This window comes from Christensenella minuta (assembly GCF_003628755.1).
GTDB lineage: Bacteria > Bacillota > Clostridia > Christensenellales > Christensenellaceae > Christensenella > Christensenella minuta.
On sequence record NZ_CP029256.1, the window covers coordinates 1,956,200 to 1,982,592 of the forward strand.

A 26,393-nucleotide genomic window follows, 5' to 3' on the forward strand; every position below is an offset into this window, starting at 1 on the left:
AGCTTCAGCTGTCCCTCCTTACCATATTCTGCAAAACAGGACTGCTTATAACTTATTTTGCATATTGGCTCAGATATCAAGGACCACTTTCTGAACCCGATCTTGATTTTGCTCGATATACCGGAACGCATCCGCCATCCTGTCCAGGCCAAACTTTTGTGTAATCAGTCTTTTCAGGCATATTTTCCCCTGCTTTACCAGGTCAATCGATTCCATATAATCTTCCTCTACATACATCAAAGTCCCCAAAAGCGTATATTCACGGTCCTGCACATTTGCCAGATTGATATGCGGCATCCCAGCAAAAACACCTGCGACCACAATCGGGATCCCTTTCGGCGAGAGGAAAAGCGCTTGATTAAGTGCGGCTTCATTTGCCGTGCATTCATAGACCGCGTCTATCCCATCTTTTCCAAACACTTTTTCTATTTCTTCGGCAAGCTCCTGCCGGGATATATTCACAGTATGCCCGATCCCGCATTGTTTTGCAAGATCAAGCCGGAAATCCGAGATGTCGGTAATCATTACCTTCCTGGCTCCCATTCCTTTTACGCTTTGCGCAACCAGATTGCCAATCGTTCCCGCGCCGAGGACAAGGATATTTTTTCCTTCCACTTCCCGAAACGCCCTTTTTACAGCATGTACCGCAACCGCAAGCGGTTCTATCAACGTTCCTTCGTCAAAACCGACGTTATCCGGCAGGCGGTAAAATAAATCCTCATCCGCGACATAATAGTCCGAAGCTCCCCCCGGGCATTGGCAGCCAAGCACTTCCAGCTTTTCACAAATATTGTATCTGCCTGCCCGGCAGGGTTTGCAGGCTCCGCATACCCTCTGCGGCCGTAAAACAACCCGGTCGCCTTTTTTCAGCTTTGTATTTTCGCCTGAAATTTCTTCTATAATTCCGGTACACTCATGTCCTAACACAATCGGGAAGTCCATAAACGGATGCTCTCCGTAATAGGCATGGATATCAGAGCCGCATATACCGATGGCTTTGACCGCGATTTTAGCCTGTCCCGGACCTATCGCAGGCTGTTCGACTTCGCGGCATTCAAAATTTTTAATCCCGGTTAATTCTACCTGTCGCATCTTTCGCCTCCCTTAAAAATCAACCACTACTTTAATAGAATCCTTTTTGCCGGCAACCGCTTTGTCGAAAGCTTCTTGTGCCTTTTCAAACGGAAACTGATGTGTCATGACCGGAAGGATATTTGCCCGCCCATAATGGATCAGTGTCATCGCTTTCTCAAACTGGTTCACATAACGAATCACTGTTTTATAAGTAAGGCCGCGCATAACCGCACTCGACATCGGCATAGGGGTCCCGTCGTCGATCAAAAGGCCCAGTAATGTTATCGTCGCCCCGTCCCGCACATATCCTGATATATCATAGAATGTCTTCTCGGTTCCAACCGACTCAAACGCATATCGCGCCCCATAACCATCCGTTAACTCCCGGATTTTTTCCGCAACATCCCCATCCCTGGGATTGATGGTATCTGTCGCTCCCATTTTCTTGGCCATTTCAAGCTTAAACGGCTCCATGTCGACTGCAATAATGGTTCCGGCGCCAATTGTTTTAAGCGCATGTATGGTCATCATTCCAATGGTTCCGCAGCCGACAACGACCGCGCTGTCCGCGTATCCGATCCCGCTGTTGGTCACGCCCTGCAGCCCGACGGTGAACGGTTCGATTAACGCACCTTCCTGATAGGACATATCCTCCGGCATTTCATATACCAAAAATTCGGGCCACGCTACATACTCGCACATGCATCCATCCCAAGGCGGCGTACCCATAAAATACATATTATGGCAAAAATTATACCGGCCCGCGCGGCATTCGTCGCAGCGCATACACGGTTTTCCCGGTTCCACAATCACCCGGTCGCCCACGGACAGGCGGCTGCATCCTTCCCCGGCCTTGACAACCTCACCTGCGCATTCATGCCCGAGAATCAACGGTTTTCCGTTCATGGCATAATCGCCGATTTTTCCATCCGTATAAAAATGCAAATCCGAGCCGCATATCCCCATGGATTTAATGCGCACCAATACTTCTCCCTCTTTTACGTCGGGCATCGGCAAAGCCCGTATTTCCATCTTCCGCGGCTCTGTCAGCACCCATGCTCTCATTGTTTCCATTGATATCCACCTCATTATTTAAAGTTTGTTTTTCCGCGCTTCCTTATCACTCCTGTCAGGCCGCCATTTCATTTTTGGCCAATTTCCCTCTCCGCACATTATCCAGCAGGAGTGCCAGAAGAATAATCGCTCCCTTTGCAACATCGCGCAGGAATGGATTTACGTTCTGGAGAGTCATCCAGTTTGAGATGACCTCGATAATCAATGCCCCTGCAACCGCGCCAATAATATAGCCGTTGCCCCCCGAAAGGCTCGTCCCGCCGATAACAACCGCCGCGATTGCGTCCAGCTCAAGGCCTTCTCCGAGGGTTGCGGACGCAGACATAAGTTTGGAGCTCAAAATAACAGAACTGATTGCCGAAGTAATCCCCGCAATCACGTAGGCAACAATTGTAGTCTTTGCAATACTGATTCCGGAGTACCACGCCCCCTTCGCATTGCTGCCAACAGCCAGAATGCGCCTGCCAATCGTAAACCGCTTCATCAGGAGGATTGCTACTACGGTTACCGCCGCAAATATCCAGATCGGCGTCGGAACCTCCCCCAGCTTGCCCAAGCCGAAGAAATCAAAGCCTTCCGCCACAATTGGGAATTGGCGTCCCGATGTGATGTAGAGTGCAATTCCATACGTAACCAGCTGCATCGCCAGCGTGACCATAAAGGGCGGAAAATTCAACTTTGAAATCATCAGGCCGTTGCAGGCTCCAATCGCAATCCCCGTTGCTACGGCAATCAATATGACGACAGGAATAGATAGGCCCGCGGAAAAGCATAACGCGCTGATAATTCCTATAATCGTAACTTGTCCGCCGACAGAAAGGTCAATACCTCCCGTAGCGATAACAAAGGTCATTCCAATCGCCAGAATTCCGGTAGTAGCTGTCCGCTGCAAAACGCTGACCATATTCGTTGGAGAGGCGAAAAGCGGCGTTACTATCGTGACTACGAGGCACAGTACAACCAATATCAAAATAATTGAAAACTCGGATGCCAATATCTTTTTTACTTTTTCTCTCGTCATTTGTTTGTCCTACCTTACATATAGATTTGCATTTTTGCTTTGTCTATTTCTCTTGCCATGAACGTCCCCGCAATCTTTCCCTCTTTCAGTATGATTATTTTATCCGACATGTTGAGAACCTCTTCTATTTCTGACGACATAACGACGACTCCCACTCCTTGTTCCACGAGGGCATTCATCAGTTCGTATACCGCAACTTTGGCGCCTACATCTATGCCTCGCGTAGGCTCGTCGAATACGACGATCTTTGATTGGGCCGCTATCCACTTTGCGAGTACAACCTTTTGCTGGTTCCCCCCCGAAAGGCTACTGACCGGATATTCGACCCCGGCGCACTTAATTTGCAGGGCTGCAACCATTTCATCCATAATGCCTTTTACTTTTTTCCGGTTAATCCATCCCAGTCTGGAAACATCCTTTAGGGACGCGAGGATTATATTATCTAAAATGCTCATTTCCGTAACGAGCCCCTCTTCCGCCCGGTTTTCCGGAACCAGCCCTATTTTTCTGGCAATTGCCTCCGACGGCTGCCGGGCGGTAATTTTTTTGCTATCAAGGTAAATATCTCCTGCCACGCGGGGATGCCCCTTGCCAAAAACGCCGAACAACGCCTTGGCTGTTTCGGTCTTTCCGGCCCCCAAAAGTCCTGCGATGCCCAGGATTTCTCCCCGGTGTACCGAAAATGAAATGTCCTCCAGCAGCCCTTCTACGGAGATATGCTCAAAACGCAGTAATTCTTCCCCCCTGGGGAATACCTTTTTCGGATATTTATTCTTCAGCTTCCGCCCTGCGATAAGTTCTGCCAGTTTTTCTTCGTCCAGTTCCGCCGACCCGTATTGCCCGATTTTCTGCCCATTCCGAAATACGATGATCTCATCCGTCACTTCGAGGACTTCTTGGAGCTTATGGGAAATATATATAACGATATATCCGAGGTCTTTTAGCCGCTTGACAGCACGAATAACGGCTTTTCCGTCTTTATCCGTAAGCGCAGACGTCGGTTCATCCAAAATAACCACCTTGCAGTTCTGTGAGAGCGCACGCACGATCGCGACCAGCTGCTGATGGGCAACCTTCAGGTCTCCCAGGCGCGTATGTGTGTCGATATCGATTTCCATCATGTGCAGTAATTCTTTCGCTTGTTTATGAATTTTTTTCCAATTGATATAGCCTGCTTTGCTGCCCGTTAAATGAGAGATAAAGATATTTTCCGCGACGCTTAAATCGGGGAGCATATTGAGCTCCTGATATACAATCCCTACCCCCAAATGCTGTGCGTCCAGCGGGGATGAAATTTTTACCGGTGTTCCATCTGCAAGAATCTTTCCTTTATCGGCAATGTAGGCTCCGTTGATAATCTTCATTGTGGTAGACTTTCCCGCACCGTTTTCGCCGGCTAAGCCATAAACCATTCCGCTGTGCAGCCGGAAACTGATATCATCCAGAGCTTTAATACCCCCAAAGCTTTTACAGATCCCTTTTAGCTCCAGGCTTTCCTGTATCATCTATATTCACCACTTTCTCCCGATATCCGTCTTGTTTCCCTGTTCCCATCAGGGCGGCGATATACGCACCGCCGCCCCGCTTGCAAAATTGCTTCAATTCATAAAGCTATTCCAGATATCTTCCGTACCAGACCACAGCTCTGTCTCCGTTTTTACATCATACAGCGCCCACAGGGTCGGGTCGCTTGTATCCGCGCCTGTAATGACCCGGGTTTCCATAGGGATCACTTCGCCGTCCAGTGTCTCTCCTTTAGAAACGATCTCAAGACATCCTTTCGCCGCTACTGTCGCCAGCGCAAGCGGACTCTGTTCCACGCACACATCCATCAAACCGGAATTCAGGGCGTCTACGCCGCTGGGATCACAATCGATTCCAGACCAGTAGATATGATTCTCCTCGCCGCCTTTCCCGGTTTTTCCGTTTTGGCGCAGGGCGGAAATCACGCCGGGGTCCATAGAGTCACAGTGCGTAATAACACCGAACAGATCCGGATTCGCCGTTAAAACGTCATTTAACGACTTTTCCGCCGTATCGCTTGCCCAGTCGCATGGACTTTCAATCAGCTGCATTCCCGTTTCGGCCGCTACCTCGTCGATTCCATCCTGCCGGAGATAGGCGTCACTCTGCGTCATCGTTCCCTGCATGACGGCTACCTTCGGATTTTCAACGCCCAATTCTTTTGCTTTATCAGCCAGCCACTGCGCCGCACTCGCACCTGTGGCCACATTATCGCTCGATACGACCGCAAAATTGAGGTTGTCGCCTGAAATTTCTTTATTAAAACCGATGCACTGTATTCCCGCATTTACCGCTTTTTGTACTGCCGGAGCCAGCGCTTCGCTGTCTGCTGCATGGATCGCGATAATGTCACAGCCCATATTGATAAAATCATCGATTTGGCTGGATTGTTCGTTTGCATTTCCATCGCAGTTGACTAACGTAACTTCCGCACCTGCGGTCTCCATTAATTTCACAAAATACTCGGCTGCGCTTACAATATAGGTGGACGATAGGTCGCTGACCGTTAATCCGACTTTTAGTCCATCGCCTTTGCCCGCCAGCTCTGCGGCAAAACCATTGCCTGCCGCCGCGCCGTCCCCTTCGGAAACCTGGGCAGATTCTTCTGCCGGGGCTGCCGCGCTTTGTTCAGCGGTTTCGACCGGCTCCGCAGATGTCTGCGCTGCCGGAGCTGCACACGCGGCAAGCATTGCTGCCGCCAGTAAAAGTGCCACCACAACCATTGATAATTTTTTCATGTTCTCCTCCTGATATATTGGATTATTTTCTTTTGCCCCAATGAGGCAAACTTAATTTTTTTCGATAGATTCCGGACATTCCTGCTTTTTCAAAGCCCGCCGTACCGAGATACGCCGGTCTCCGATCAACTATGCGGTCACATAGGTGTGAAATTCTAGCCATTAGAAAAAGGCACAAAAAAAGGCGCCTTTTCCAGCGCCGATAAATAAAAATACAAAAAAAACGATTGGTTAAAAAACTACACTTTTTTCACCAACGTTCCGTATATTCTGATTTCATAAAGCTTTGATACAGGGTAGTATAAATAGCCGATATCCTAAACAGGATCGTTTTAAAGTTAATCCCCTTTGCTTGTACTTTAACACAGTCCAATATACATGTCAATATTCTTTTAGCGCGTCCATTCTCCTCCTGCGCTGGCCTGCTGCCCACAAAATTGCATAATCTGCGCCTTTTTGCCATTTTTTCCGCTTTTTGGATCTTCCGGTAAAATTTTATGCCCTGAGGTTTTGTCTTCAAAGGTATCTTCTGTGGGCAAGGGTTTGACAAAGATGATTATCTATAATATAATCCTGTGTGTAGTAGAAGCCAATCGAAAACATTCCTGTATCTTTGCATGTAAAGGATAAATTTTTATCCTGCAGCAAATCTTTATTTGTTTTTCATCTTTTTTCGATAGAGACCGGATTTTGCCGGGCTTTTGTTTTATCATGCTTTCTTTTGAGGATTCATGCCGGGGGCGCGGTAATACGCATGCATTTTATACAGAACATACATATTACAAAAGGAGATTCTAATTTATTATGATTAGCAAACCATATTCAACAGATTTCAGGCTCGACGGAAAAATTGCACTGATCACAGGTGCCGCTTCGGGCATCGGTCTCGCTATCGCCCAGCTCTTTTCGGAACAGGGCGCTACTGTATGTCTTCTCGATCGGAATATAAAAAGCGCGCTTGGAGCTTCGGCCAACATCCCCGGTTCTTATGCTTACGGTGTGGATATTGCCGATTCGGCATCCATCGAAGAGGCGATCAGCCAAATTCTAAAAGCCCACGGGAGAATCGACATTCTCGTAAACAGCGCGGGGATCGGTACGGTCGAATGGGCGAAGGATTTCCCGGAAGAAGATTGGCGCAGCGTAATCGATATAAACCTGACCGGGACCTTCCTGATATCTCAGCGGGTAGGCCGTGAAATGATTGCCATGCAGGAGGGCGGAAAAATTATTTGCCTCGCTTCTCAGGCAGGAATTGTTGCCATCGACAAGCATGTCGCTTACAGTGCCAGCAAGGCAGGCATCATCTCTATGGTGAAATCCCTTGGCTATGAATGGGGAAAATATGGCATTCAGGTGAATGCGATCTCTCCCACTGCTACGGAAACGCCAATCATCGTCGGATATTGGGATGTCGGCAAGGTTCATGAAGATGCGATCGCCAATACTCCCGCCGGGCGCTTTTGCAAGCCCATGGAAGTTGCGCTGGCAGCCCTGTTCCTGGCCTGCGGCGCTTCCAATATGATTACGGGCTCCAATCTCGTAATCGACGGCGGTTATACCATTCATTAACGGTACCGTTCCTCCTCCCAGGCGTGTTCTGTGCCGTCTGTCCGGAATACGCCTGGGATAGAATATCCAAACCTATTGCATTTATCTTCTTACAATCCGCTGTCCAATAGTATGCGCAGTGTCAGGAGGTCTCTATGACAAAAATACCCGAATACCGGAAAATATATTCCGAACTGAAAAGGGAAATCAAGCGTGGCACCTATAGCCCAGGGATGTTTCTGCCCACCGAAACGGAGTTGGAAAACATGTTCGGCGTAAGCAGAACTACCATACGAAAAGCAATCAGCCTTTTGGTACTCGAAGGATTCATTTCCGTACAGCAGGGGCGCGGAACGGAAGTTCAGGAAGTCTCCACATCGCAAAGGCTGAACCAGATCACTTCCTTTTCGGAAACCTTGTCTCAAAAGGGCTATATCGTAACTACGCGCGGATTTTACCTCGAACATATTCCCGCGCCTGCGTTTGTCCGCGAAGCGCTTGGATTGGAGAAAGATTGCACGGTTCATCATTTGCAAAGAGTGCAATGTGCCGATGGGCGCCCGATTTGTATTATGGAGAATTATATCAGTGCCCATATAATCCCCGATTTCGAGATTCGCAACAGCAATTTTGTCAGCCTGTACGAGCTTTTGGAACATGAATATAATCTCGTTCTGCGTGAGGCTGTTGAACGTATTACCGCCATAGGCGCCTCCTTCACAGAATCTCAAATACTTCTTGTTCCTTCAGGCACCCCACTCTTATTCAGCAAGCGTATCACCTACTGTGATAAAGGACCTTTTGAATATGTAATTAACAAAGTGCTTGCAGAGCAGTATGAATATGCAATTCATCTTTCGGGAAGGGCTTAGGACCTAATTTTCCAGCTTGGTCCCAGAAAAATATGATTCGATAAAAAAACCGCCCCAGCCAAATGGCTGGGGCGGTTTTTACCTATAAATGATTGATTTATTTTCCTTCCGCGAGGTTCTTGTAGTATTCGTACCGTTCCTTCGCTTCCTCTTCGGATTTTGCAAACAGCTTGTCCGCCATTTCCGGGAAGAGTTTCTTCAAGGATTTATAGCGGGTCTCGCTCATGATGAAATCCTGGAAGCTTGCCGTTGCCGGTTTGGAATCGAGCGTGAACGGATTCTTACCCTCTTCCTTGAGCGCCGGGTTGTAACGGTACAGCTGCCAGTAGCCTGCTTCCACCGCGCGCTTTTCTTCGTGTTGTGATTTGCCCATGTTGATACCGTGGTTAATGCACGGAGCATACGCGATGATGAGGGACGGACCCGGATAGGCCTCCGCTTCCTGCATCGCCTTCAAAAGCTGGCCCTGGTTCGCGCCCATTGCAACGCTTGCAACATAGACATAGCCATAGGTCATAGCGATCGCGCCAAGGTCTTTCTTCTTGACCTTCTTTCCGGATGCTGCAAACTTCGCGATGGAACCGGTAGGCGTCGCCTTACTTGCCTGGCCGCCCGTGTTGGAATAAACTTCCGTATCGAGCACGAGCACGTTCACGTCTTCGCCGGAAGCGAGCACGTGGTCGAGGCCGCCGTAGCCGATATCATATGCCCAGCCGTCGCCGCCGAAGATCCAGACGGACTTCTTAATGAACAGGTCTTTCTGGTCCAATATCTTCTTGCAGGTATCGCACTCCGCCGCAACCTTCCCAAGGGCCGCCTCGAGGTTCGCAGAAGCGGCCTTTGACTCGTCGCCCTTGTCTGCTGCTTCAAGCCATGCTTTCATTGCTTCCACAACTTCCGCGTCCTTCTCACCGGGCGCGTCGATCGCAGCCTGCACCTGCTCTTTGAGGGCGTTCCTGCGGGCCGTGAAGGCAAGGTTCATACCATAGCCGAACTCCGCGTTGTCTTCAAACAGCGAGTTTGCCCAAGCCGGGCCTTTGCCCGCGTCGTTTACCGTATAGGGGCACGTCGGAGCGCTGCCGCCGTAGATGGACGAGCAGCCTGTCGCGTTCGCAATCGTCATCCTGTCGCCAAAGAGCTGGGTAACGAGTTTTACATACGGCGTTTCGCCGCAGCCTGCACATGCGCCCGAGAACTCGAACAGCGGCTTTAGGAACTGGCTTTCCGGAACCGTATTCTTTTTGATCTCGATCTTCGGTTCGGGCAGCGCCGCTGCAAAGTCCCAGTTCTCTTTCTGGAGTTTTTCCTGCTCTGCAAGGGGCTTCATAATAAGGGCCTTTTCCTTTGCGGGGCAAATATCCGCGCAGTTGCCGCAGCCCGTACAGTCGAGCGTAGAAACCTGCATACGATAGTTGTAGCCGGCCTTGCCGCGTGCGGGCTTCGTCGCATAGTTCGCCGGCGCGTTCTTCATGTCTTCGTCTGTCGCGAGGAACGGGCGGATTGCCGCGTGCGGGCATACATACGAGCACTGGTTACACATAATGCAGTTATCAATCTGCCACTCCGGAACCTTGACCGCAATGCCGCGCTTCTCGAATTTCGTCGTTCCCGTCGGAACGAAGCCGCGCGGATCGAAGGCGGAAACCGGAAGCTCGTCGCCCTTCTGCACAAGGATCGGATGGATCACGTCGCAGTAATATTTGTCGTCGGGAAGCGTCAGGCAGGGAGCGCCCTGCGTCGTGGCCGCCCAGCTTTCCGGATAGTTTACTTCCTCAACAGCCATGCCTGCGTCGACCGCTTTGTAGTTCATGTTTACAATCTCGTCGCCCTTCTTGCCGTACGTTTTCTTGATTGCCTGCTTCATGTACTCGATGGCGTCAGCCTCCGGGATGATGCCCGCGATCTTGAAGAATGCAGACTGCATAACCATGTTGGTCCTGCCGCCGAGGCCGATCTCGCCCGCGATCTTGATTGCGTCGATATTATAAAATTTCAGTTTCTTCTTGGCGATTACGTTCTTCATGACCGCCGGAAGCTCCGTTTCCATCTCTTCGAGGGACCAGGGGGAGTTGAGGAGGAACGTGCCGCCTTCCTTGATTCCTTCGAGCACGTCATAACGGATGACGTAGGACGGATTGTGGCATGCAACCATATCGGGATGCGTAATGAGGTATGCCGACTGGATCGGGGATTTACCGAAACGCAGGTGCGAAATCGTGATGCCGCCCGACTTCTTGGAGTCGTAGGAGAAGTAACCCTGCGCATACATATCCGTATGGTCGCCGATGATCTTGATAGAGTTCTTGTTTGCGCCTACCGTACCGTCGGAACCGAGGCCGTAGAATTTCGCGCTAAAGAGGCCGTGCGGCGAAGAATCGATCATGTCTTTCACTTCGAGGGACGTTCCCGTCACATCGTCTGTGATACCGACCGTGAAGTGGTTCTTCGGCGTATCCTGCTTCATATTGTCATAAACCGCTTTCACCATGGAAGGCGTATATTCTTTGGAGCCAAGGCCATAGCGGCCCGCATAAACCTTGATACCCGCCCGGCCTGCTTCAAAGAGCGCCGTTACGACGTCTTCATACAGCGGTTCGCCAAGAGAACCGGGTTCTTTGGTCCTGTCGAGGACGGTCACTTTTTCAGCCGAAGCCGGAATCGCATCCACAAACGCGCTTGCATCCCACGGCCTATACAGGCGGACTTTAATGACACCGAGTTTTTCGCCCTGCGCGTTGAGGTAGTTGACGGCTTCTTCCGTTACGTCGCAGCCGCTGCCCATGATAACGACAACGTGCTTCGCATCCGGTGCGCCGACATAATCAAACAGGTGATACTGGCGGCCGAACACTTTCGCAAATTCGTTCATCGTTTCCTGAACGATTGCCGGCGTCGCCACGTAATACTTGTTTGCAGCTTCCCTGTTCTGGAAGTAGATATCCGGGTTCTGCGCCGTACCCTGCTGGTGCGGATGATCCGGGTTCATGCCACGTGCGCGGAACTCCTCGATCGCTTTCCAGTCAACCATCTCGGCCAGTTTGTCATAGTCGAGGAGCTCGATTTTGGAAACTTCGTGGGACGTCCTGAAGCCATCGAAGAAGTGCACGAACGGAACCTTCGCTTTCAGCGTGGAAAGATGGGCCACCGCAGCCATATCCATCGTTTCCTGTACGGAAGCGGCAGCCAGCATGGCAAAACCGGTCTGGCGCGCAGCCATTACGTCGGCATGGTCGCCGAAGATGGAAAGCGCGTGTGCCGCAAGCGCCCTTGCGGAAACGTGAAACACCGCAGGAAGGAGTTCCCCGGAGATTTTATACATATTCGGAATCATCAGCAGCAGGCCCTGGGACGCCGTAAACGTGGACGTAAGAGCGCCCGCAGCGAGCGAACCGTGGACAGCGCCGGCAGCGCCGCCTTCGGACTGCAGCTCGGAAATTTTCATCGTCTGTCCGAAGATATTCTTTCTTCCTGCCGCGGCCCATTCGTCGCAGGACTCCGCCATCGGCGAGGAAGGAGTGATCGGGTAAATCGCGCCGACGTCGGAAAATGCATAGGCGACGTGCGCGGCAGCGGTATTACCGTCGATTGTTTGTTTTGCCATTCTTAGTGACCTCCTAATTTTATAATTCATTTAAAAACATTCGCAACATTATAATTATAGTATTACGGGCACTAAAAAGTCAAGGCAGAGCGCCGCTATATCCCCTTTTTTTGTAATTTTGGCAGCATGCTCCGGGGGCGTATAAATTCATCCGTATGTACGTACATTTTTTATTTTAGAGAAAGAGGCGTTTTCTTTTCCAAAACCATGCCTTGTACTCCATCCTTTCCTGTGCTATACTTAAGGCCACAACAAAAAATGTGCAGAGTAGATTTTGCGCGTCAAGTGTATCAGGATGGGATGTCGCCTGATAACGAAAAGGCCCTTGCCTTGCGGTGCAAAGTCGCGTCCGCTGCTCACAAAAGAAGATTCTTTGAAGCGGCTTTTGCTTTTTTGCATTTTGGCCGACAGCCTTTCTTTTGTAGAAGCGTTGCCATTTTTACGAAAGGGAGGTTATTTTTATGTCCAAAATCAGTCCCAAAACCCTGCGCCTCGTGTATTGCGCAACCTTTATCGCCATTGCCGTTGTAGTCGGCAGTTTTCTGTCTTTTTACCTGACGGAAAGTATTAAATTCAACCTTGCGCCCGTAGTTATCATGCTGACCGGCGCGGTGCTCGGCCCCATTTGGGGCGCGGCGGCCGGCGGCGTGACCGACCTGCTGTCCTTCCTCATCGGCACGGCCGCAAAACCCGGTCCTTATTTTCCCGGCTTTACGGTGACGATGATCCTTTACGGCCTGATATCCGGCCTCATCTTTTACCGGAAAAAGCGCCCGTCCGAGATACCGTCGATTGCAAAAATTTCCCTCGGCACGGCGCTTACGCAGACGGTTTGTTCGCTGCTCATCAATTCCTTCTGGAATTACCTGCTGTACGGGCCGACCTACCTCGTGGTGCTCACTACGCGCCTGCCCTCCACATACATTATGTGCGCAGTGTATATCGTCCTGATGTGCATCTTGCTGAAAAACAAACAAAAGATGTTCAAATCCCTTTACGTGCCCGTTGCGGCGTAAGCAGGAAAAAAGCGGCACATCCGCCGCTTTTTTTGTTTCCTTTTTTGGCAGAGGATTTCGAATTAAAACGTGAAAAGCCGGTTCCTGAGAACCGGCTTTTCAAAAAATAATAAAAGGGTGGGGATTGACATATCCTAGTCTCCTAAGATACAGTCTCATTTTATACTACATCCGGCAGGATTGCAAGTGATAATTTGTTAATAATTTATGAACCCTGCCTTTTCACTTTTCCCGCGCTTTCCCAAGCCTCCTGAGCACATAATTCGGCAGCGCGAAGCAGCCCCGGTGAAGCTCCGTATTGTAATAATCCGTATGGAGGCCAAGCGCGTTCCACGCCGCCGCATCGAACACAAGCGGATCGCGGTCCTGGGACGCGAACCCGAACAGCCAGTGGCCGGACGCGTAGGTGGGCATATGGAACTGATAGACCCGGCACACGGGAAATACGGAGGAAAGTTTTTTATGCGCGCGCTCCATCTCGACCGCGTCGCCTTCATAATAGGGACTTTCGTGCTGGTTGACCATTACGCCGCCTGGCGCGAGCAGCCTCGCGCAGTCTTCATAAAACGCCTGCGAAAAAAGCCCTTCCCCCACGCCGACCGGGTCCGTGGAATCGATCAGGATCAGGTCGTATTTTTCCTGCGCCTCCCGCACAAAGGCAATCCCGTCGCAGAAGTGAAGAGAAACGCGCGGGTCCCCGAGCTTCGACGCAGTCTGCGGAAGGTATTCGCGGCACAGGTCCACCACCATCCGGTCGATCTCCACCATATCGATATGGCGGACGCCCGGATAGCGTACAAGCTCGCGCACCGCGCCCCCGTCGCCCCCACCAATGATAAGCACGTTTTTTGCATCTGCGTTCACCGCCATCGGCAGGTGCACCAGCATTTCATGGTAAATGAATTCATCCCGCTCGGTCAGCATGATGAAACCGTCGAGCGTAAAAAAACGTCCGTATTCGTAGGAATCGTAAAAATCGATCTTTTGGAACTCACTTCTCGTATCGATGAAATGATCCTTTATTTTAATGCCAAATTTCGCATTTCCCGTAAAATATTCATAAAACCAGTCATTTTTCAAAATTTCTGCCATAAAAAATCTCCTTCATCTCCCGCTCCAGGTTCCGCTCGATGCGCGCGCGCGTCTTCTCCTTCAGGTCCGCCGCGTCGAGATTGAACAAATAATTGTCAAGATCATATTTCTTCAAAACCATGCTCGTGTGGAACACGCGTTCCTCATACAGGTTGACGTCGTATGTGTCATATTTTTCGAGGATATGCCTGGGGATAAAATCCTGGATGGACATAATATCGTGATCCATGAACACCTTGCCTCCGTTTTCCGTGCGGGTGAATCCACGTACGCGGTAGTCCATAGTAATAATATCCGAATCAAAGCTTGTGATTAGCTTCTCGAGCGTTTTCAGCGGCGATATTTCCCCGCAAGTGGAAACGTCGATATCCGCGCGAAAGGTGCAAACCCCGTTCTGCGGATGGCTTTCCGGATAAGTATGCACCGTCAGGTGGCTTTTATCAAGATGTCCCACCAGGCTCGCGGGCACCTCTTCCTCCGCAATCAGCATCGTGACAGACGCGCCCTGCGGTTCGTAATCCTGTTCCGCGATGTTCAGAACCTGTGCGCCGATGCGGCGCGCCACGTCTGTCAGGATCTCCGTCAGACGGCGCGCGTTATAGCATTCGTCGATATATTCGATATAACTTTGCCGGTCCTCTTTTGTGTTGGCATAACAAATATCGTATAAATTGAAGCTCAATGTTTTTGTGAGATTATTGAATCCGTATAATTTCAGTTTTTGCAAACCATTCCTCCGCACCAGAACTGTTTTATTTATAGTTTCATTATATATCAACGAACGGGAAATGGGAACCATTTATCCCGGCATGGGGATCACACTTTTGTCACTCTTTCGTCGTGCTTCCTTATGCAGGACGTATATTTGCCTTTCCCGGTCATCTATTATAAATAGTACCGGATAAGAATGTATTCGCAGCCCAAGGAATACCTGATAAATCAAGATTGGTCTGCCAATACAGCTAAATAAGGAGGAACAACATGAAGTTTCAACTCGCAACAGATTACGCAATACGCATCCTGTGCTACCTCTATGAAAACAACAACAGGCTTTCCACCGCGACCCACCTGTCCGAAAAGCTTGGGATCACATACCTGTATTTCATGAAGCTGACGGGCGTATTGAAGCATGCCGGACTGATCCAGTCTGTCCAGGGCTGCAACGGCGGCTACCAGCTCGCCAAAAATGCGGAGGACGCGACGCTTTATGATGTGGTGAAGGTGATCGAGGGCGGTATTAAGATCAACCGCTGCCTCGAGGAAGACCGTTTTTGCAGCAGGGACGCGGCGGAATGGTGCACCGTGCACACCTTTTTCCAGGAACTTCAGGACGGTTTCATCGAGCGGCTTGACAGCGTCCGCATCCGCGACCTGTGCCAAAAACCGGAAAAGCAGACTGCCGCCCGTGAATACGCGGCCCTCGAGGTTTAACGGCAGGCATCCATTATAACGACAGGAGGAACATTGTACCTATGAAAAAAATACGGCGACTAACCACGGCTTTGCTCGTGATTATTTTCCTGTTCTCCATAACCGCGACGGCGATGGCGGACGGTGCGCCCAGTCTTGTTGATTTACCAGTTACAGGCTTATTGAACACAGAATATACGGAAACAACAGATACGGAAGATACGGAAACAACAACAGATGCGGAAGAAGACATGGGTGCCGGGTCTGAAGCGCCCGGTGCGGCAGAGGAATCCACGACGGAGGGCGCGTCCGCACCGGACGGTGATAATCCTTCGCCTTCCCCTTCTCCCTCCGTCCCGGAGGACGGCACGGCGGCGGAAGCCCCGGTGGGAATTTCGCTTATGTCGCTTATTCCCGGCGCGGACGTTACGGCAACAACCTGGGAGGACCTAAAGGACTCCGTGGAGCAGGCAGAGGTCGACGGAAAAATAATCGCTCTCGACCCGGCCCTTGCGGGGACCATGTCCGCCACGGCAGAACTGGTGATCGGCCACAATAACAGCGTGGTAATCGACGGCGGCGGCCTCACGCTTGGCGCGCCGTCCGGCGGAGCGCATTTCCGCATTACAAATTCGGGCACGGGTACCGTTACCCTGAAAAACATGACGCTTGACGGCACCGGCGGCACAGGCAGCGTCGTCCTTTCAGGCGGCGGCGCGAAGCTCGATACCGTAACGGTCAGCAGCGTTTCCGGTACGGCTGTCTCCGCCACCGGCACAGACAGCTTAACGCTTACAAACGTAAGCGTTGCAAACGCGGCCGCAGGAGTTGCGGCAAGCGCAGGCGCGCTTACCATTTCCGATTCCTCCTTCCAAACGATCTCAGGCACGGCCGTAACGGCATCCGGCACGGCTACGCTTGATACTGTGACGGTAGACGGAGCAAAAAACGGCGCGGCTGGCGGGAGCGGCCTGCTGACCATCGACGGTTCGGAATTCAGGACGGTCGCCACCGCCGCCATTACGCTTGGCAGCGGCGGCGCGGAGGTTACGGATACCATCATTGACGGTGTGACGAACGGCTCCGGCGTCGTGACGGGGGCGAATACACTCAAGCTTACGGGTTCTGCGATCACGAATGTTACAGGTACGGGCATCGCTGGAAACAGCGGCAATATTACCGTAGACGGCTGCACATTTTCGGAAACCAACGGTCACGGCATCAGCGAAGGAAAAGACGTCACCGTCAAAAACACATTGTTTGAAAATGTGCGCAACCAGCGCGGCGGCCATGGCAGCGCAATCTATGCCGGCACGAACCTCACGGTAGAAGCTTCAAGCTTTGTGAACAGCGCCTCCACGCTGGACAGCGGCTATATTCAGGGAGCGATCGTCGGCTACGGAGGCAGCGGGAAAACGATCAACGTAACGCGCTCGTACTTCAAGGACAACAAGGCCTCCCGCTACGGCGGCGCGATCGGCCTTTACCAGTACGGCGGCACTGTGAACGTCAGCTACAGCTATTTTGAAGGCAACGGCGTTTCCGGCAAAAGCGCAAACAGCGACGGCGGTGCGATCGGCGTCTACAACAACAGCAGCAGCGTACTTTGTACGGTGAACGTGGATAACAATACGTTTATCGGCAATACTGCGGGCGACGACGGCAGCGCGCTCTTTTTCGAGGGCCGCAACGACATGGTGGCTGCAAACGTAACCCATAACACGTTCTATGGCAATAAATCCACCAAATATTTGCTGGCGGCCGCGGACAGCGGCGGCGTGGTGCAGCTTTCCCTCGATGTGGTCGGTACTTTTACCAATAACACGTTCATCGGCAACACTGCTCCCAATTATGCAAGCAAGCATGGGGCCGGGGCGGCGGTCGGCGAGCATATCGACTCCGCGAACGCGGCGGTGCGTCCCACGGCCACCTTCAAAAACAACATTTTCGTGGGCAACGGCGGAAACGGCGGCAATAGCTACGCCTCCCGCAATATCGACGTCACGGACGGCACCGACCTTGGCGGCAACGTAGGCTACGACAACGGCACGGCTGTTGCGGCGAATATCACGGCGGAGAGCGTATTCGGCACTTCCCCGCAGCCGCGCGCGAACAACACGCATCACGGCGCGGCGGGAAAAGCGGGCAGCGGGTATACGGGTATCCTCACGACCGTCGTCATCCAACCGAACGACGGGGTAACGGGACAGGCGGATAACACAGCCGGCGCGCCCGCTTACGGCACGGATGCAAGAGGATTCACGCGCGGCGCCTCCAATTCCGATGCCGGCGCGCTGGAGATCAAATTCGTGAAATTCGACGCCAACGGCGGCGCGTGGAGCGGACTGCCCGGCCTTACCTACGACGGCTCCAAATATTATGCGGACGATACGGCTTCCACGGGTTACTTCCTCGTAACGGACCCGGGCGGCAGCGTGAGCGTACTCAGCGGCGACCTTCCCACCAATGGTCCGCTTGTCTTTGACGGATGGTATACACAGGCAGACGGCGGGACAAAGGCCACCGGCGATGTGGCCGCGGCCGACCAGACGCTGTATGCGCACTGGAAATCCGCAGCGGCGGAATACACCGTGACATACGTGGGCAACGGCGCAGATGCCGGTACGGTCCCTGCCCCGGACACCGTGACGGAGAATACGCTTTACCAGGTAAACGCCACCCCGCCCACGCGCACCGGCTTTACGTTCGGCGGCTGGAAGGCGGACGATGCTTCGGGCACGGTCTACCAGCCCGGCGGCTCGTTCATTATGCCTTCAAGCGACGTAACCCTGACCGCCGTGTGGGCGCCCGTTCCGGTCACATATACCATAACCTATCACGGCAACGGAAGCGACGGCGGCACGGTCCCTGCCCCGGGCACCTATAACAGCGGCCAGACAGCTGCTATTTCCGGCCCCGGAACGATGTCCCGGACGGACCACAGCTTCCTCGGCTGGAACACCGATCCGGCTGGGAACGGTACGGGATATACGGAAGGCCAAGGATTCCTGATCTCAGGAAACCTTGACCTGTACGCTCAATGGCAGGATAACGGGCGGCCGGCCGTACTCTATACCCTGACTTTTGATTCGCAGGGCGGTACATACGTCGGCCCGGTCACAAACATCGCTGCGGGAAGCAAGGTTGCAGCCCCCGCGCCGCCTGCACGCACAGAATATACGTTTGATGGGTGGCACCATACTGCGGACTGTACATGCGCAAGCGACGATCCGTGCTGGGATTTTGACCGCGACACGATAAATGGCCATAAAACGCTGTACGCCCGGTGGATCCCGGCGGCACAAACACTATATACGGTGACGTTTGACGCACAGGGCGGCAGCGGCGTCGCCCCGGTTACGGGAATCGTACCCGGTTCACGGATCGCGGAGCCAGCCGCGCCCACGCGGGACGGCTATGTGTTCCGCGGTTGGTATCAGGAGAGCGAATACTCCAGCCCGTGGGTATTTACGGAGCACACGGTGAATGGCAACCTGACGCTGTACGCAAAATGGGAAGCATCACCTGGCGCCGGTACGGATGCCGGCGCCGCGGATACCCCAAACGGCGGCGGTAAAGTGGAAAGCACCGCTAAAACAGGCGATGCCTCCGCCCCATTGGCGGTACTGATTCTTGCCGCGGCGGCGGCAGCTGCGGTGATCTTCCGCGCGGTATCGACGCTAAAAAAACGCAACAGTTAACAGCCTCTGCCCTGTTCCTCTCCGGGAACGGCGCGGAAAAGCCCCGGACAGTGTGCCCGGGGCTTTTCGTATATGTTTCACATTACTAATCCCCCTGCCGTGCAGCATCCGCCAGGGGGATTTTTTCCGTTTCACCGGCAGCGCCTTCCGCTCCGGACGGTTTGGATGACAGTAAAAAACGGATGCGCTTCTAGCACATCCGTTTTAGAATCCCAGTCAGTTATTCCCCGGCCGGTGCCGAAGACTCCGAACCGCTTTCCGCCGCTTCCGCCGCTGTCGGCGCGTGGCCGAAGCGGTACTCAATATCCTTGCCGCGGATCTCGGCGATCTGCATCATCTGCGTAACCGTCACAAATTTATAGCCTTCATCCTTCAGCGCCTTGATGATCCTGTCGTACGCATCCACGGTTGTGGCATGGATATCGTGGGACAGAACGATAGCGCCGTCCTGCACATATCCGCCATCCGGGGTGCCGTTGACCACATGGTCGTACACGGTATCCGGGTCGCGGTTTTCCTTCTTCCAGTCGTTCGGGTCCACCGACCACAAAATCTGCTCGCGGCCAATCTGCTCCGCCATGTCCTCAGACATAGAGCCATACGGCGGACGGTCGATCAGCGCACGCAGGCCCGTCGCCGCTTCGATCGCATCGTTGGCCTTCCCATACTGGTTCGTCATGATTTCATCAAGCGAAAGCTTCATCAGGTCTTTATGATCCCAGCTGTGCGTGCCGATCTCGTGTCCTTCGTCATACACGCGCTTCACAATATCCGGATACTCGGCTGCGTTGGTCCCGACCATGAAAAACGTCGCGACCGCATCGTTTTCCTTCAGGATATCAAGTAGCTTCGGCGTGTTTTCGGGATGCGGACCGTCGTCGAAAGTAAGCGCCACTACTTTGTCATTTAACGGATCGATCCCGTCAAGGCTCTTCGGGGCCATGTATCCTTCCTTTGCCTGCAGCTGGGCGAGGCTAGTGGTTACCTCGGGCGTGGGCTCGGGCGTCGGTTCCGGCGTTGCCGTTGGTTCGGGCGTCGCCGCCGCGGACGGTTCCCCGGTGGGGGTCGTGGTAATCACCGTGGGCGCGGCGGAAGATTCCGCCACGCTGCCCGTGCCGCCGCATCCTGCCGCAAACGCGGAGGCCACCAGCACCGCAAGTATCATAGAGATCAATTTCATTTTTTTATTCATTCGTTATTCCTTTCAGCGGTCTTGGGGGAACCGCCGCTTCAATTATAATACACATACTGATATGTTGCAAACACCAGCGGCCAGCGTGTATCAATAAATTCCCGGTATGCGGCTCTTTCCGTCATTCCTCCCCAACAGCTTCACCCGCAGCTGGAGCGCTCCTGAACAAATATGCGGGCGTTTCTCCTCTGAGCTCCGCGATCTGCATCATTTGCGAGACCGTGACGAATTTATAACCCTTTTCCTTGAGCGCGGGAATAATACGCGCATACGCGTCCACCGTGGACTGGTAAATTTCGTGGGACAGGATCACAACGCCGTCCTGCACCACGCCGCCGTTCCATCCGTTCATTACATGCTCATAGATGGCATCCGCATCCTTATACTTCCAATCCTCCGGGTCCACCGACCAAAGGACCTGCTCGCGGCCAATCTCTTCCGCCTGCTCCTCCGTCAGGTTGCCGCCCGGCGGGCGGTCGAAAAGGGTACGCAGGCCCGTCGCCGCTTCGATCGCGTCGTTGGCCTTCGTGTATTGCTCCAACTGCTCCGCTGTGGACAGGCCCTTCCATTCCGACGCTTCCGGATGGGTATAGCTGTGCGTAGCGATCTCGTGTCCTTCCTCATATTCCCGCTTCACAACGTCTGGATACTCCTCGGCGAGGTTCCCCACCACAAAAAACGTCGCGACTGCGCCGTTCTCCTTCAGGATGTCCAGCAGCTCCGGCGTTTTGACCGGATTCGGCCCATCGTCAAAAGTGAGGGCCACCACCTTGTCGTTCATCGGATCGATCCCGTCAAGGCTCTTGGGAAGCATAAAGCCCTCCTTCGCCTGCAATTGCTCAAGGTCCGTTACTTGCCCGGGAGTGGGCTCGGGCGTTGCCGCCGGTTCGTCTTCTTCGGGCATATGGGATGCGGCGGCAGTTTGCCCGCTCGTAATCACTGTTGGCTCTGCGGCGGCCGCCGCATCCCCCGCGCCGCAGCCTGCAAGCAGAGCCATGCAGGCAAGGACGGACAGGGTAATACAGACCGTTTTCCTCATCATTTTTTATCCTTTCAGCAGTCTCTGAATACCGTTCTTTAGATTATAGTGTACTTGTAACAAAGTTGCAAACTCCTTTTCCCCGGTACCGGCGTATACAAAAAGATAACCGCAGTATACTGCGGTTATCCGGTCATTTTATCCTGCTGCTTTGCATCATTCCTCTTCGCCCTGTCCGGCGGAATCAGCCGCGGGCGCACTATAGAACTTAAAGCCGCCCATATCCTGGCCGCGGGCTTCGGCAATCTGCATCATCTGGGTGATCGTGACAAACTTGTAGCCCCGGCTCTTGAGTTCCTTGATGATACGGTCATACGCGTTTACGGTCGTCTCATGGATGTCATGCGACAGGATGACGCCGCCGTCGGAAAGGTAGCCCTCCACTTCCTTTGCTCCGCCGCCGTCCCCGCCGTTCATCACGTTGGAATAAATGATATCTGGATCGCGGTAATCGGTCACCCAGTCTTTCGGGTCCATGGACCAGATGATCTGCTCCCGGCCGATGGACGCGGCTTCCTCCTTTGTGATCGCTCCGCCCGGCGGACGGTCGATTAGGGTGCGCAGGCCCGTCGCCGCTTCGATCGCGTCATTGGCCCTCGTGTATTGGTCCAATTTCTCTCCTACCGATAAATTGGGCCATTCTTTCGTATGGTTCCAGCTGTGCGTGCCGATCTCATGTCCTTCGTCGTAGACACGCTTTACGATATCCGGATATTTCTCCGCATTCTGCCCCAGCATGAAGAACGTCGCAACCGCATCGTTTTCCTTTAGGATATCCAGAAGCTTCGGGGTAAGCGTCTCGTGCGGGCCGTCGTCAAAGGTCAGGGCGATCACCTTGTCGCCCATCGGATCGATCCCCTCGATACTTTTTGCGGTCATGAAGCCGTCCCGCTGCCGGATCTGGTAGATATCCGTTTCGGCTGGCCCGGCCGGGGCCGTTTCCTGCGCAGTTCCGGCTGCGGCTGCCTGCTCCGCCCCGAGGACCGCTTCCTTGTTCCCGGCATTCAGTATGCCCGCAAGCCTTGCAAGCGGGACTCCCACCTCAAAGCTTCCCGCCCCGGAAGGCGCGATCGTCCCGTCGCCGAAGAAAAACAGCACTTTATCCGGCGCTAACACGAAATTCGCATAATTGGCTTCCTCGGGAGCCGTTCCCTGTGTGAACAGGCTTTCATCCATATTTTTCAGCAGTACTTCATTCCTGCGCAGATATTCCTGCGCAGCCTGCGCAACCTGCGTGAGGTAATCCTGTGACGGATCGAACACATCCGAAAGCGCGAGCTTTTTGCCTGCCGCGGGGTCGTACACAAACGCATCGACTTCCTCCGCCGCAGCCTGCCCCGCCAGCTCCGATTCCGTCGTAAACTTTATACTGAGCAGGTTCCCTTCCGTAACATACGGCTTATAGGTCATCGTCAGGCTGCACAGCCCATCTTTGTTTTCCCCGTGCGCAGCGTCCGCAGACGCGCGGAATTCTGCGAGCTTATTTTCCGCAAATGCTTTCAGCTCTGCCGAGATATCCGGCGCGTTCGCGACCACCGGATAATCGACGGATACCAGGGTATCTCCTTCCGTTTCCAAAATATGTCCGCTCGTTATCCCTTCCGCCGAATCAAGCTGCCTGCTCACCGCCGCCGCTTCAAACCGTCCCCGGTAGGCTTCCATGTCCCCGGTTCCATTTCCCGCGCAACCCGCCGCAAGCGGAAGCGCCAACGCTGCCGCCGCAAAAAGCGCGATCCATTTCCGTTTCATACTTTTTCCCCCGCGCCGGACGCCCAATACCCGGCCTTTGTTCCTATGCTTGCCGCTCCCAGACCTGATCCGCGGTTTTGAAGCGTCTTTCGCCACCAAAATTATTTTCCCATATTATACCACAGAACCTATATTTATCACAATTTGTTTCCGCATGCCGCGTGTAACCTTCCACGACGGAGTTTGTAATCCCTTTCCCAATATGATACGATACTAGGTACGAGCAGGCGGGTGCGTTATGGATTACTCAAAAAAGAGCCTTTGGGCTTTTTTGCCAAACAGGAAAAGCGAAACGAAACCAGTGGATGTCTTTTACGTATATCCCACTATTTACGCGCACCCATTCCAGAAAAAACGCCATCATATGAGCATGAGGAATCCGATCTACCTGTGGGTCGCCAAGGGGATGTCTGCCTGGCAGGGCCAGCTTTTTGCGCGCCATTGCAATTTTTACGCGCCGCATTACCGGCAGCTTGGCACAGAAAGCTTCAAAATGCCCCTGCCTGAAGTCATGCGCGCGGAACGGATGCCTTATGAAGACGTACGCGATGCATTCTACTATTACCTTGAGCATTATAACAACGGACGGCCGTTCATCCTTGCCGGACACAGCCAGGGGAGCGCCATGCTGCTCCAGCTCATGCGCCGGGAATTTTCCGATCCGCGGCTGCAGAAAAAGCTCGTCGCCGCCTATTTGATCGGCTTCTCGCTTACCCGGCGCGATTTCAAGCGTTATCCGCATCTCCGCCTTGCCGGGGCGGCGGACGATACGGGGGTCATTATTTCTTATAACACGACCGCGCACGGCCTTCCCCTGATGCGGTTTATCCGCCCGGATTCGCTTTGTGTCAACCCGCTGAACTGGCGGCACGACAGTGTATATGCGGATAAATCCAAGAACGACGGCGCGGTGCTGTTCCAATTCGGGAAAAGGTTCAAATACGAGGTGCCCCACTATACGGGCGCGTATGTGGATGAGGCGCGCGGCGTGCTGATGATCGACGACGATGCGGCTTACGAGCTTTACAAGGCGCGGTGGTTCTTCAAAAAATTTCTGATGAACCGTGGATCGCTGCACATGCTCGATATCGCGCTTTTCTATAAAAACCTCGAGCGAAATGTGGGGGAACGAATCGCCGCATATTTGTCCCGGCCTTCCGAATGACGGCGCTGCGCGCCCCCGCAGGATAAATCCGCAGTAAAAAAACCACGGATACTCAATCCGTGGTTTTTAGCTCTTTCGGCTTTGTGATGATGCCCGCGAACAGTTCCGCCTCGCCATTTTCGTCCCGCGATACCCGGCCCCGGCAATGGATCCACACCCATTTTCCGTCCTTATCGCGCACCCGGTATTCCAAATCATGCGTATCGGTGGCCCCGTCGCGTATTTCCTCCATCGATTGTGCAAAGGCAGGGCGTTCGTCCTCATGGATCAGCATGCTCCATATGGAATCTCCGCCATACACAACCTCTCCCGGAAGCGCAAATTCTTCCACCATTTTCGGCGGAAAACGGAACATATTCGTCTTCATATTGCAGATATAGATATAATCGTCCGTACTGGCCGAAAGCGCCTCGTAGAGGTGCTCCTTATCGTAGGAAAAATTCCCCGGCATGCCCTTTTCCGCCCGCTCACGTCCCATCCTGCCGTTGTGGTATATCCGCTTCTGCCGGTACATCCGTTCGTCCACTTCCGTGGTGATCTTGGTTATATCTTCCATGTCCTGCGGGCCGACTTCCAGCACTCCATAGCAAAAGCTGATCTCATACGGCTTTTTTTCCCGTTCCCGGATCCTTGCCAGTTCCTCGAGCGCATGCTGCATGACCCTATCCGCCACCCGTTCTCCGCAGCCGTAAAACACGACCATAAATTCGTCCCCGCTCATACGGAAGGCGAACTGGCCTTTTTCCAGCGAACCCGTAACCACCTTCGCAATCGTGGTGAGCAAATTATCTCCCTCTACATGTCCGTAGGTATCGTTTACCGTTTTCAACAGGTTCACATCATAGAGGCACACCGTAACCGCCGCGCTTTCTTTTTTGGCCCGCGCAAGCACTTCCGAAAGCCGCTCCTTGCCTGCGCGGCGGCCCATCATCCCTGTGAGCTCGTCGAGGCTGGCCTCCCGCGACATCTTTTTTGCGCTCGTAATATCCACGGATTGCTGGAAATGCACGATGCGCCCGTCCAGCCAGCGCATCGTGCTGTCATAATTTTCATAATGCCTGTGCGTGAGCGTATTGTATTCCTCCCACAGGTAGGATGGCTTTTCCGCCGGATTGTTCCGCAGCTGGTCGATCGGGCAGAAATCACAACGCTGCGTCTTATCCGCCTGCAAAATCTTCCAGCATATTTTACCGATAGGTTCCTCCACGCCAAACTCTTTGCGCATGGTCTTATTCATAAAAAGAATTTCGTCCGTATCGAGATCCGTTACATAGATATTCGCCCGCATATTATCCATCAACTCGTTAAACACCCACGTCTGCTCCATCTGGTTCTGGCAATAGATCCGGTTGGCAAGGGCGATCCTCGAGGTCTGCGCGAGCATTTCCAACAGCCTTTTTTCCTCTTCCGTCCATTCCTGTTCTTTTTCCGCCATGATTACGCCCTGGATGCGGCTGGAATAAGAAACGGGAACCACCAACAGGGGCGCGTCTTCTTCCGTCCGGCAGTCCAATTTCATGATCCTGTCAAGCTTCTCATCGTCTGCGGCCTCGTCCGTCCGGGCAAAATCCTTCCATTCACTGAAATCCAGATCAAAAAAATGACGGACCGCCTCCTCCGGCAGGATCCTTCCATTGCGCCACACCGCGGCTTCACGGACCCGGTAGTCTTCGGAGAGGCCAATGAGCCCCACGCCGCAGACAGGCAAAAAACGCCGGATAAAAACGGCAAAGCTTTCGATGATTTCCGCAAGCGGGCCCTGCCCGATCACAAAGGGTTCCAGTTCTTCGAGCGCTTCATTCAGGATGTTTAAATATTCTGTTTTCCCACAGTTGCCGCTCATTAAAAAATACCCTTCCACGCTAGTATGTTTTAAAGATATTGTGTTTATTATACGCCTTCGCTATATGAAAAACAATCATATTTCTTATTTTAACAAAATCCATCCCGCCCGCTGAAACTTCCGCTTTTTATCACTGCTTGGGCGTTCCGTCCAGTCATTTTTAATTGTAATTGTTTTTCAATTACATTATTGTACATTATAACGCTTCCTCAAATAAATTACAATATTAAT

Annotated in this window: 18 protein-coding genes and 1 riboswitch; of the genes, 6 read left to right on the plus strand and 12 right to left on the minus strand. The window is 52.9% G+C overall.

What is annotated here, in order from left to right; genetic code table 11:
- Positions 1 to 69: 69 nt before the first annotated feature.
- From B1H56_RS09275 to B1H56_RS09295, 5 genes are all read right to left on the minus strand, one after another.
- A complete protein-coding gene (locus B1H56_RS09275; protein WP_066523252.1) occupies positions 70 to 1,092 on the minus strand; it encodes a zinc-dependent alcohol dehydrogenase in 1,023 nt (340 codons plus the stop codon).
- Positions 1,093 to 1,104: 12 nt separating this feature from the next.
- Positions 1,105 to 2,148 (minus strand): NAD(P)-dependent alcohol dehydrogenase, encoded by a 1,044-nt coding sequence (locus tag B1H56_RS09280; RefSeq protein ID WP_066739623.1) that lies wholly within the window; start codon positions 2,146 to 2,148, stop codon positions 1,105 to 1,107.
- A gap of 55 nt (positions 2,149 to 2,203) precedes the next feature.
- Entirely contained in the window at positions 2,204 to 3,169 is a 966-nt protein-coding gene (locus B1H56_RS09285; protein WP_066523251.1) for an ABC transporter permease, read from the minus strand.
- A gap of 14 nt (positions 3,170 to 3,183) precedes the next feature.
- Positions 3,184 to 4,674, minus strand: coding sequence for a sugar ABC transporter ATP-binding protein (locus B1H56_RS09290; protein ID WP_066523250.1), 1,491 nt, complete (start codon positions 4,672 to 4,674; stop codon positions 3,184 to 3,186).
- A 93-nt stretch (positions 4,675 to 4,767) separates the two neighbouring features.
- Entirely contained in the window at positions 4,768 to 5,931 is a 1,164-nt protein-coding gene (locus B1H56_RS09295) for a sugar ABC transporter substrate-binding protein (RefSeq protein WP_066523249.1), read from the minus strand.
- Positions 5,932 to 6,735: 804 nt separating this feature from the next.
- Between B1H56_RS09295 and B1H56_RS09300 the strand changes: the two genes are divergently transcribed.
- Together B1H56_RS09300 and B1H56_RS09305 are read left to right on the plus strand one after the other, a co-directional pair.
- Entirely contained in the window at positions 6,736 to 7,503 is a 768-nt protein-coding gene (locus tag B1H56_RS09300; protein WP_066523248.1) for a GolD/DthD family dehydrogenase, read from the plus strand.
- Between the two features lie 134 nt (positions 7,504 to 7,637).
- Positions 7,638 to 8,354: a GntR family transcriptional regulator gene (locus B1H56_RS09305; RefSeq protein WP_066523247.1), complete on the plus strand. Its 717-nt coding sequence runs from the start codon at positions 7,638 to 7,640 to the stop codon at positions 8,352 to 8,354.
- Between the two features lie 97 nt (positions 8,355 to 8,451).
- Here the strand turns inward: B1H56_RS09305 and nifJ are convergent, their stop codons facing one another.
- Positions 8,452 to 11,955, minus strand: coding sequence for a pyruvate:ferredoxin (flavodoxin) oxidoreductase (gene nifJ, locus B1H56_RS09310; RefSeq protein WP_066523246.1), 3,504 nt, complete (start codon positions 11,953 to 11,955; stop codon positions 8,452 to 8,454).
- A gap of 261 nt (positions 11,956 to 12,216) precedes the next feature.
- Positions 12,217 to 12,312, plus strand: a riboswitch (THF riboswitch).
- A 104-nt stretch (positions 12,313 to 12,416) separates the two neighbouring features.
- On the opposite strand from nifJ, the gene B1H56_RS09315 reads away from it, so the two are divergent.
- Entirely contained in the window at positions 12,417 to 12,971 is a 555-nt protein-coding gene (locus B1H56_RS09315) for a folate family ECF transporter S component (protein WP_066523245.1), read from the plus strand.
- 222 nt (positions 12,972 to 13,193) lie between these two features.
- Here B1H56_RS09315 and speE read toward each other — a convergent pair whose 3' ends face one another.
- Positions 13,194 to 14,063 (minus strand): polyamine aminopropyltransferase, encoded by an 870-nt coding sequence (gene speE, locus B1H56_RS09320; protein WP_066523244.1) that lies wholly within the window; start codon positions 14,061 to 14,063, stop codon positions 13,194 to 13,196.
- Positions 14,041 to 14,805: an adenosylmethionine decarboxylase gene (gene speD / locus B1H56_RS09325; protein ID WP_066523261.1), complete on the minus strand. Its 765-nt coding sequence runs from the start codon at positions 14,803 to 14,805 to the stop codon at positions 14,041 to 14,043. Before speD ends, speE begins: the two co-directional genes overlap by 23 nt.
- Before the next feature lie 239 nt (positions 14,806 to 15,044).
- Here speD and B1H56_RS09330 point away from each other — a divergent pair, with 239 nt between their 5' ends.
- Together B1H56_RS09330 and B1H56_RS09335 are read left to right on the plus strand one after the other, a co-directional pair.
- Complete coding sequence (locus tag B1H56_RS09330) at positions 15,045 to 15,494, plus strand: RrF2 family transcriptional regulator (RefSeq protein WP_066523243.1); 450 nt, start codon at positions 15,045 to 15,047, stop codon at positions 15,492 to 15,494.
- A 41-nt stretch (positions 15,495 to 15,535) separates the two neighbouring features.
- Positions 15,536 to 19,174, plus strand: coding sequence for an InlB B-repeat-containing protein (locus B1H56_RS09335; protein ID WP_066523242.1), 3,639 nt, complete (start codon positions 15,536 to 15,538; stop codon positions 19,172 to 19,174).
- 220 nt (positions 19,175 to 19,394) lie between these two features.
- Here the strand turns inward: B1H56_RS09335 and B1H56_RS09340 are convergent, their stop codons facing one another.
- The 3 genes from B1H56_RS09340 to B1H56_RS09350 all read right to left on the minus strand — a co-directional run bounded on the left by B1H56_RS09340 (position 19,395) and on the right by B1H56_RS09350 (position 23,154).
- The gene (locus B1H56_RS09340; RefSeq protein ID WP_066523241.1) at positions 19,395 to 20,366 is read right to left on the minus strand and encodes a polysaccharide deacetylase family protein; all 972 of its coding nucleotides are present in this window, start codon (positions 20,364 to 20,366) and stop codon (positions 19,395 to 19,397) included.
- Positions 20,367 to 20,487: 121 nt separating this feature from the next.
- Positions 20,488 to 21,408, minus strand: a complete 921-nt coding sequence (locus B1H56_RS09345; RefSeq protein ID WP_082771009.1) for a polysaccharide deacetylase family protein — start codon at positions 21,406 to 21,408, stop codon at positions 20,488 to 20,490.
- 153 nt (positions 21,409 to 21,561) lie between these two features.
- Positions 21,562 to 23,154 (minus strand): polysaccharide deacetylase family protein, encoded by a 1,593-nt coding sequence (locus tag B1H56_RS09350; RefSeq protein WP_147554734.1) that lies wholly within the window; start codon positions 23,152 to 23,154, stop codon positions 21,562 to 21,564.
- Between the two features lie 238 nt (positions 23,155 to 23,392).
- Between B1H56_RS09350 and B1H56_RS09355 the strand changes: the two genes are divergently transcribed.
- Entirely contained in the window at positions 23,393 to 24,319 is a 927-nt protein-coding gene (locus B1H56_RS09355; RefSeq protein ID WP_066523238.1) for a DUF3089 domain-containing protein, read from the plus strand.
- Positions 24,320 to 24,371: 52 nt separating this feature from the next.
- On the opposite strand, the gene B1H56_RS09360 is transcribed toward B1H56_RS09355, so the two are convergent.
- The gene (locus B1H56_RS09360) at positions 24,372 to 26,162 is read right to left on the minus strand and encodes a diguanylate cyclase domain-containing protein (RefSeq protein ID WP_066523237.1); all 1,791 of its coding nucleotides are present in this window, start codon (positions 26,160 to 26,162) and stop codon (positions 24,372 to 24,374) included.
- Positions 26,163 to 26,393: the final 231 nt, after the last annotated feature.

Excerpts from the sequence above, each read along its gene's own strand:
- B1H56_RS09275 (WP_066523252.1), bottom strand. The coding sequence starts at position 1,092 with ATGCGACAGGTAGAATTAACCGGGATTAAAAATTTTGAATGCCGCGAA.
- B1H56_RS09280 (WP_066739623.1), bottom strand. The coding sequence starts at position 2,148 with ATGGAAACAATGAGAGCATGGGTGCTGACAGAGCCGCGGAAGATGGAA.
- B1H56_RS09285 (WP_066523251.1), bottom strand. The coding sequence starts at position 3,169 with ATGACGAGAGAAAAAGTAAAAAAGATATTGGCATCCGAGTTTTCAATT.
- B1H56_RS09290 (WP_066523250.1), bottom strand. The coding sequence starts at position 4,674 with ATGATACAGGAAAGCCTGGAGCTAAAAGGGATCTGTAAAAGCTTTGGG.
- B1H56_RS09295 (WP_066523249.1), bottom strand. The coding sequence starts at position 5,931 with ATGAAAAAATTATCAATGGTTGTGGTGGCACTTTTACTGGCGGCAGCA.
- B1H56_RS09300 (WP_066523248.1), top strand. The coding sequence starts at position 6,736 with ATGATTAGCAAACCATATTCAACAGATTTCAGGCTCGACGGAAAAATT.
- B1H56_RS09305 (WP_066523247.1), top strand. The coding sequence starts at position 7,638 with ATGACAAAAATACCCGAATACCGGAAAATATATTCCGAACTGAAAAGG.
- nifJ (WP_066523246.1), bottom strand. The coding sequence starts at position 11,955 with ATGGCAAAACAAACAATCGACGGTAATACCGCTGCCGCGCACGTCGCC.
- B1H56_RS09315 (WP_066523245.1), top strand. The coding sequence starts at position 12,417 with ATGTCCAAAATCAGTCCCAAAACCCTGCGCCTCGTGTATTGCGCAACC.
- speE (WP_066523244.1), bottom strand. The coding sequence starts at position 14,063 with ATGGCAGAAATTTTGAAAAATGACTGGTTTTATGAATATTTTACGGGA.
- B1H56_RS09330 (WP_066523243.1), top strand. The coding sequence starts at position 15,045 with ATGAAGTTTCAACTCGCAACAGATTACGCAATACGCATCCTGTGCTAC.
- B1H56_RS09335 (WP_066523242.1), top strand. The coding sequence starts at position 15,536 with ATGAAAAAAATACGGCGACTAACCACGGCTTTGCTCGTGATTATTTTC.
- B1H56_RS09340 (WP_066523241.1), bottom strand. The coding sequence starts at position 20,366 with ATGAATAAAAAAATGAAATTGATCTCTATGATACTTGCGGTGCTGGTG.
- B1H56_RS09345 (WP_082771009.1), bottom strand. The coding sequence starts at position 21,408 with ATGATGAGGAAAACGGTCTGTATTACCCTGTCCGTCCTTGCCTGCATG.
- B1H56_RS09350 (WP_147554734.1), bottom strand. The coding sequence starts at position 23,154 with ATGAAACGGAAATGGATCGCGCTTTTTGCGGCGGCAGCGTTGGCGCTT.
- B1H56_RS09355 (WP_066523238.1), top strand. The coding sequence starts at position 23,393 with ATGGATTACTCAAAAAAGAGCCTTTGGGCTTTTTTGCCAAACAGGAAA.
- B1H56_RS09360 (WP_066523237.1), bottom strand. The coding sequence starts at position 26,162 with ATGAGCGGCAACTGTGGGAAAACAGAATATTTAAACATCCTGAATGAA.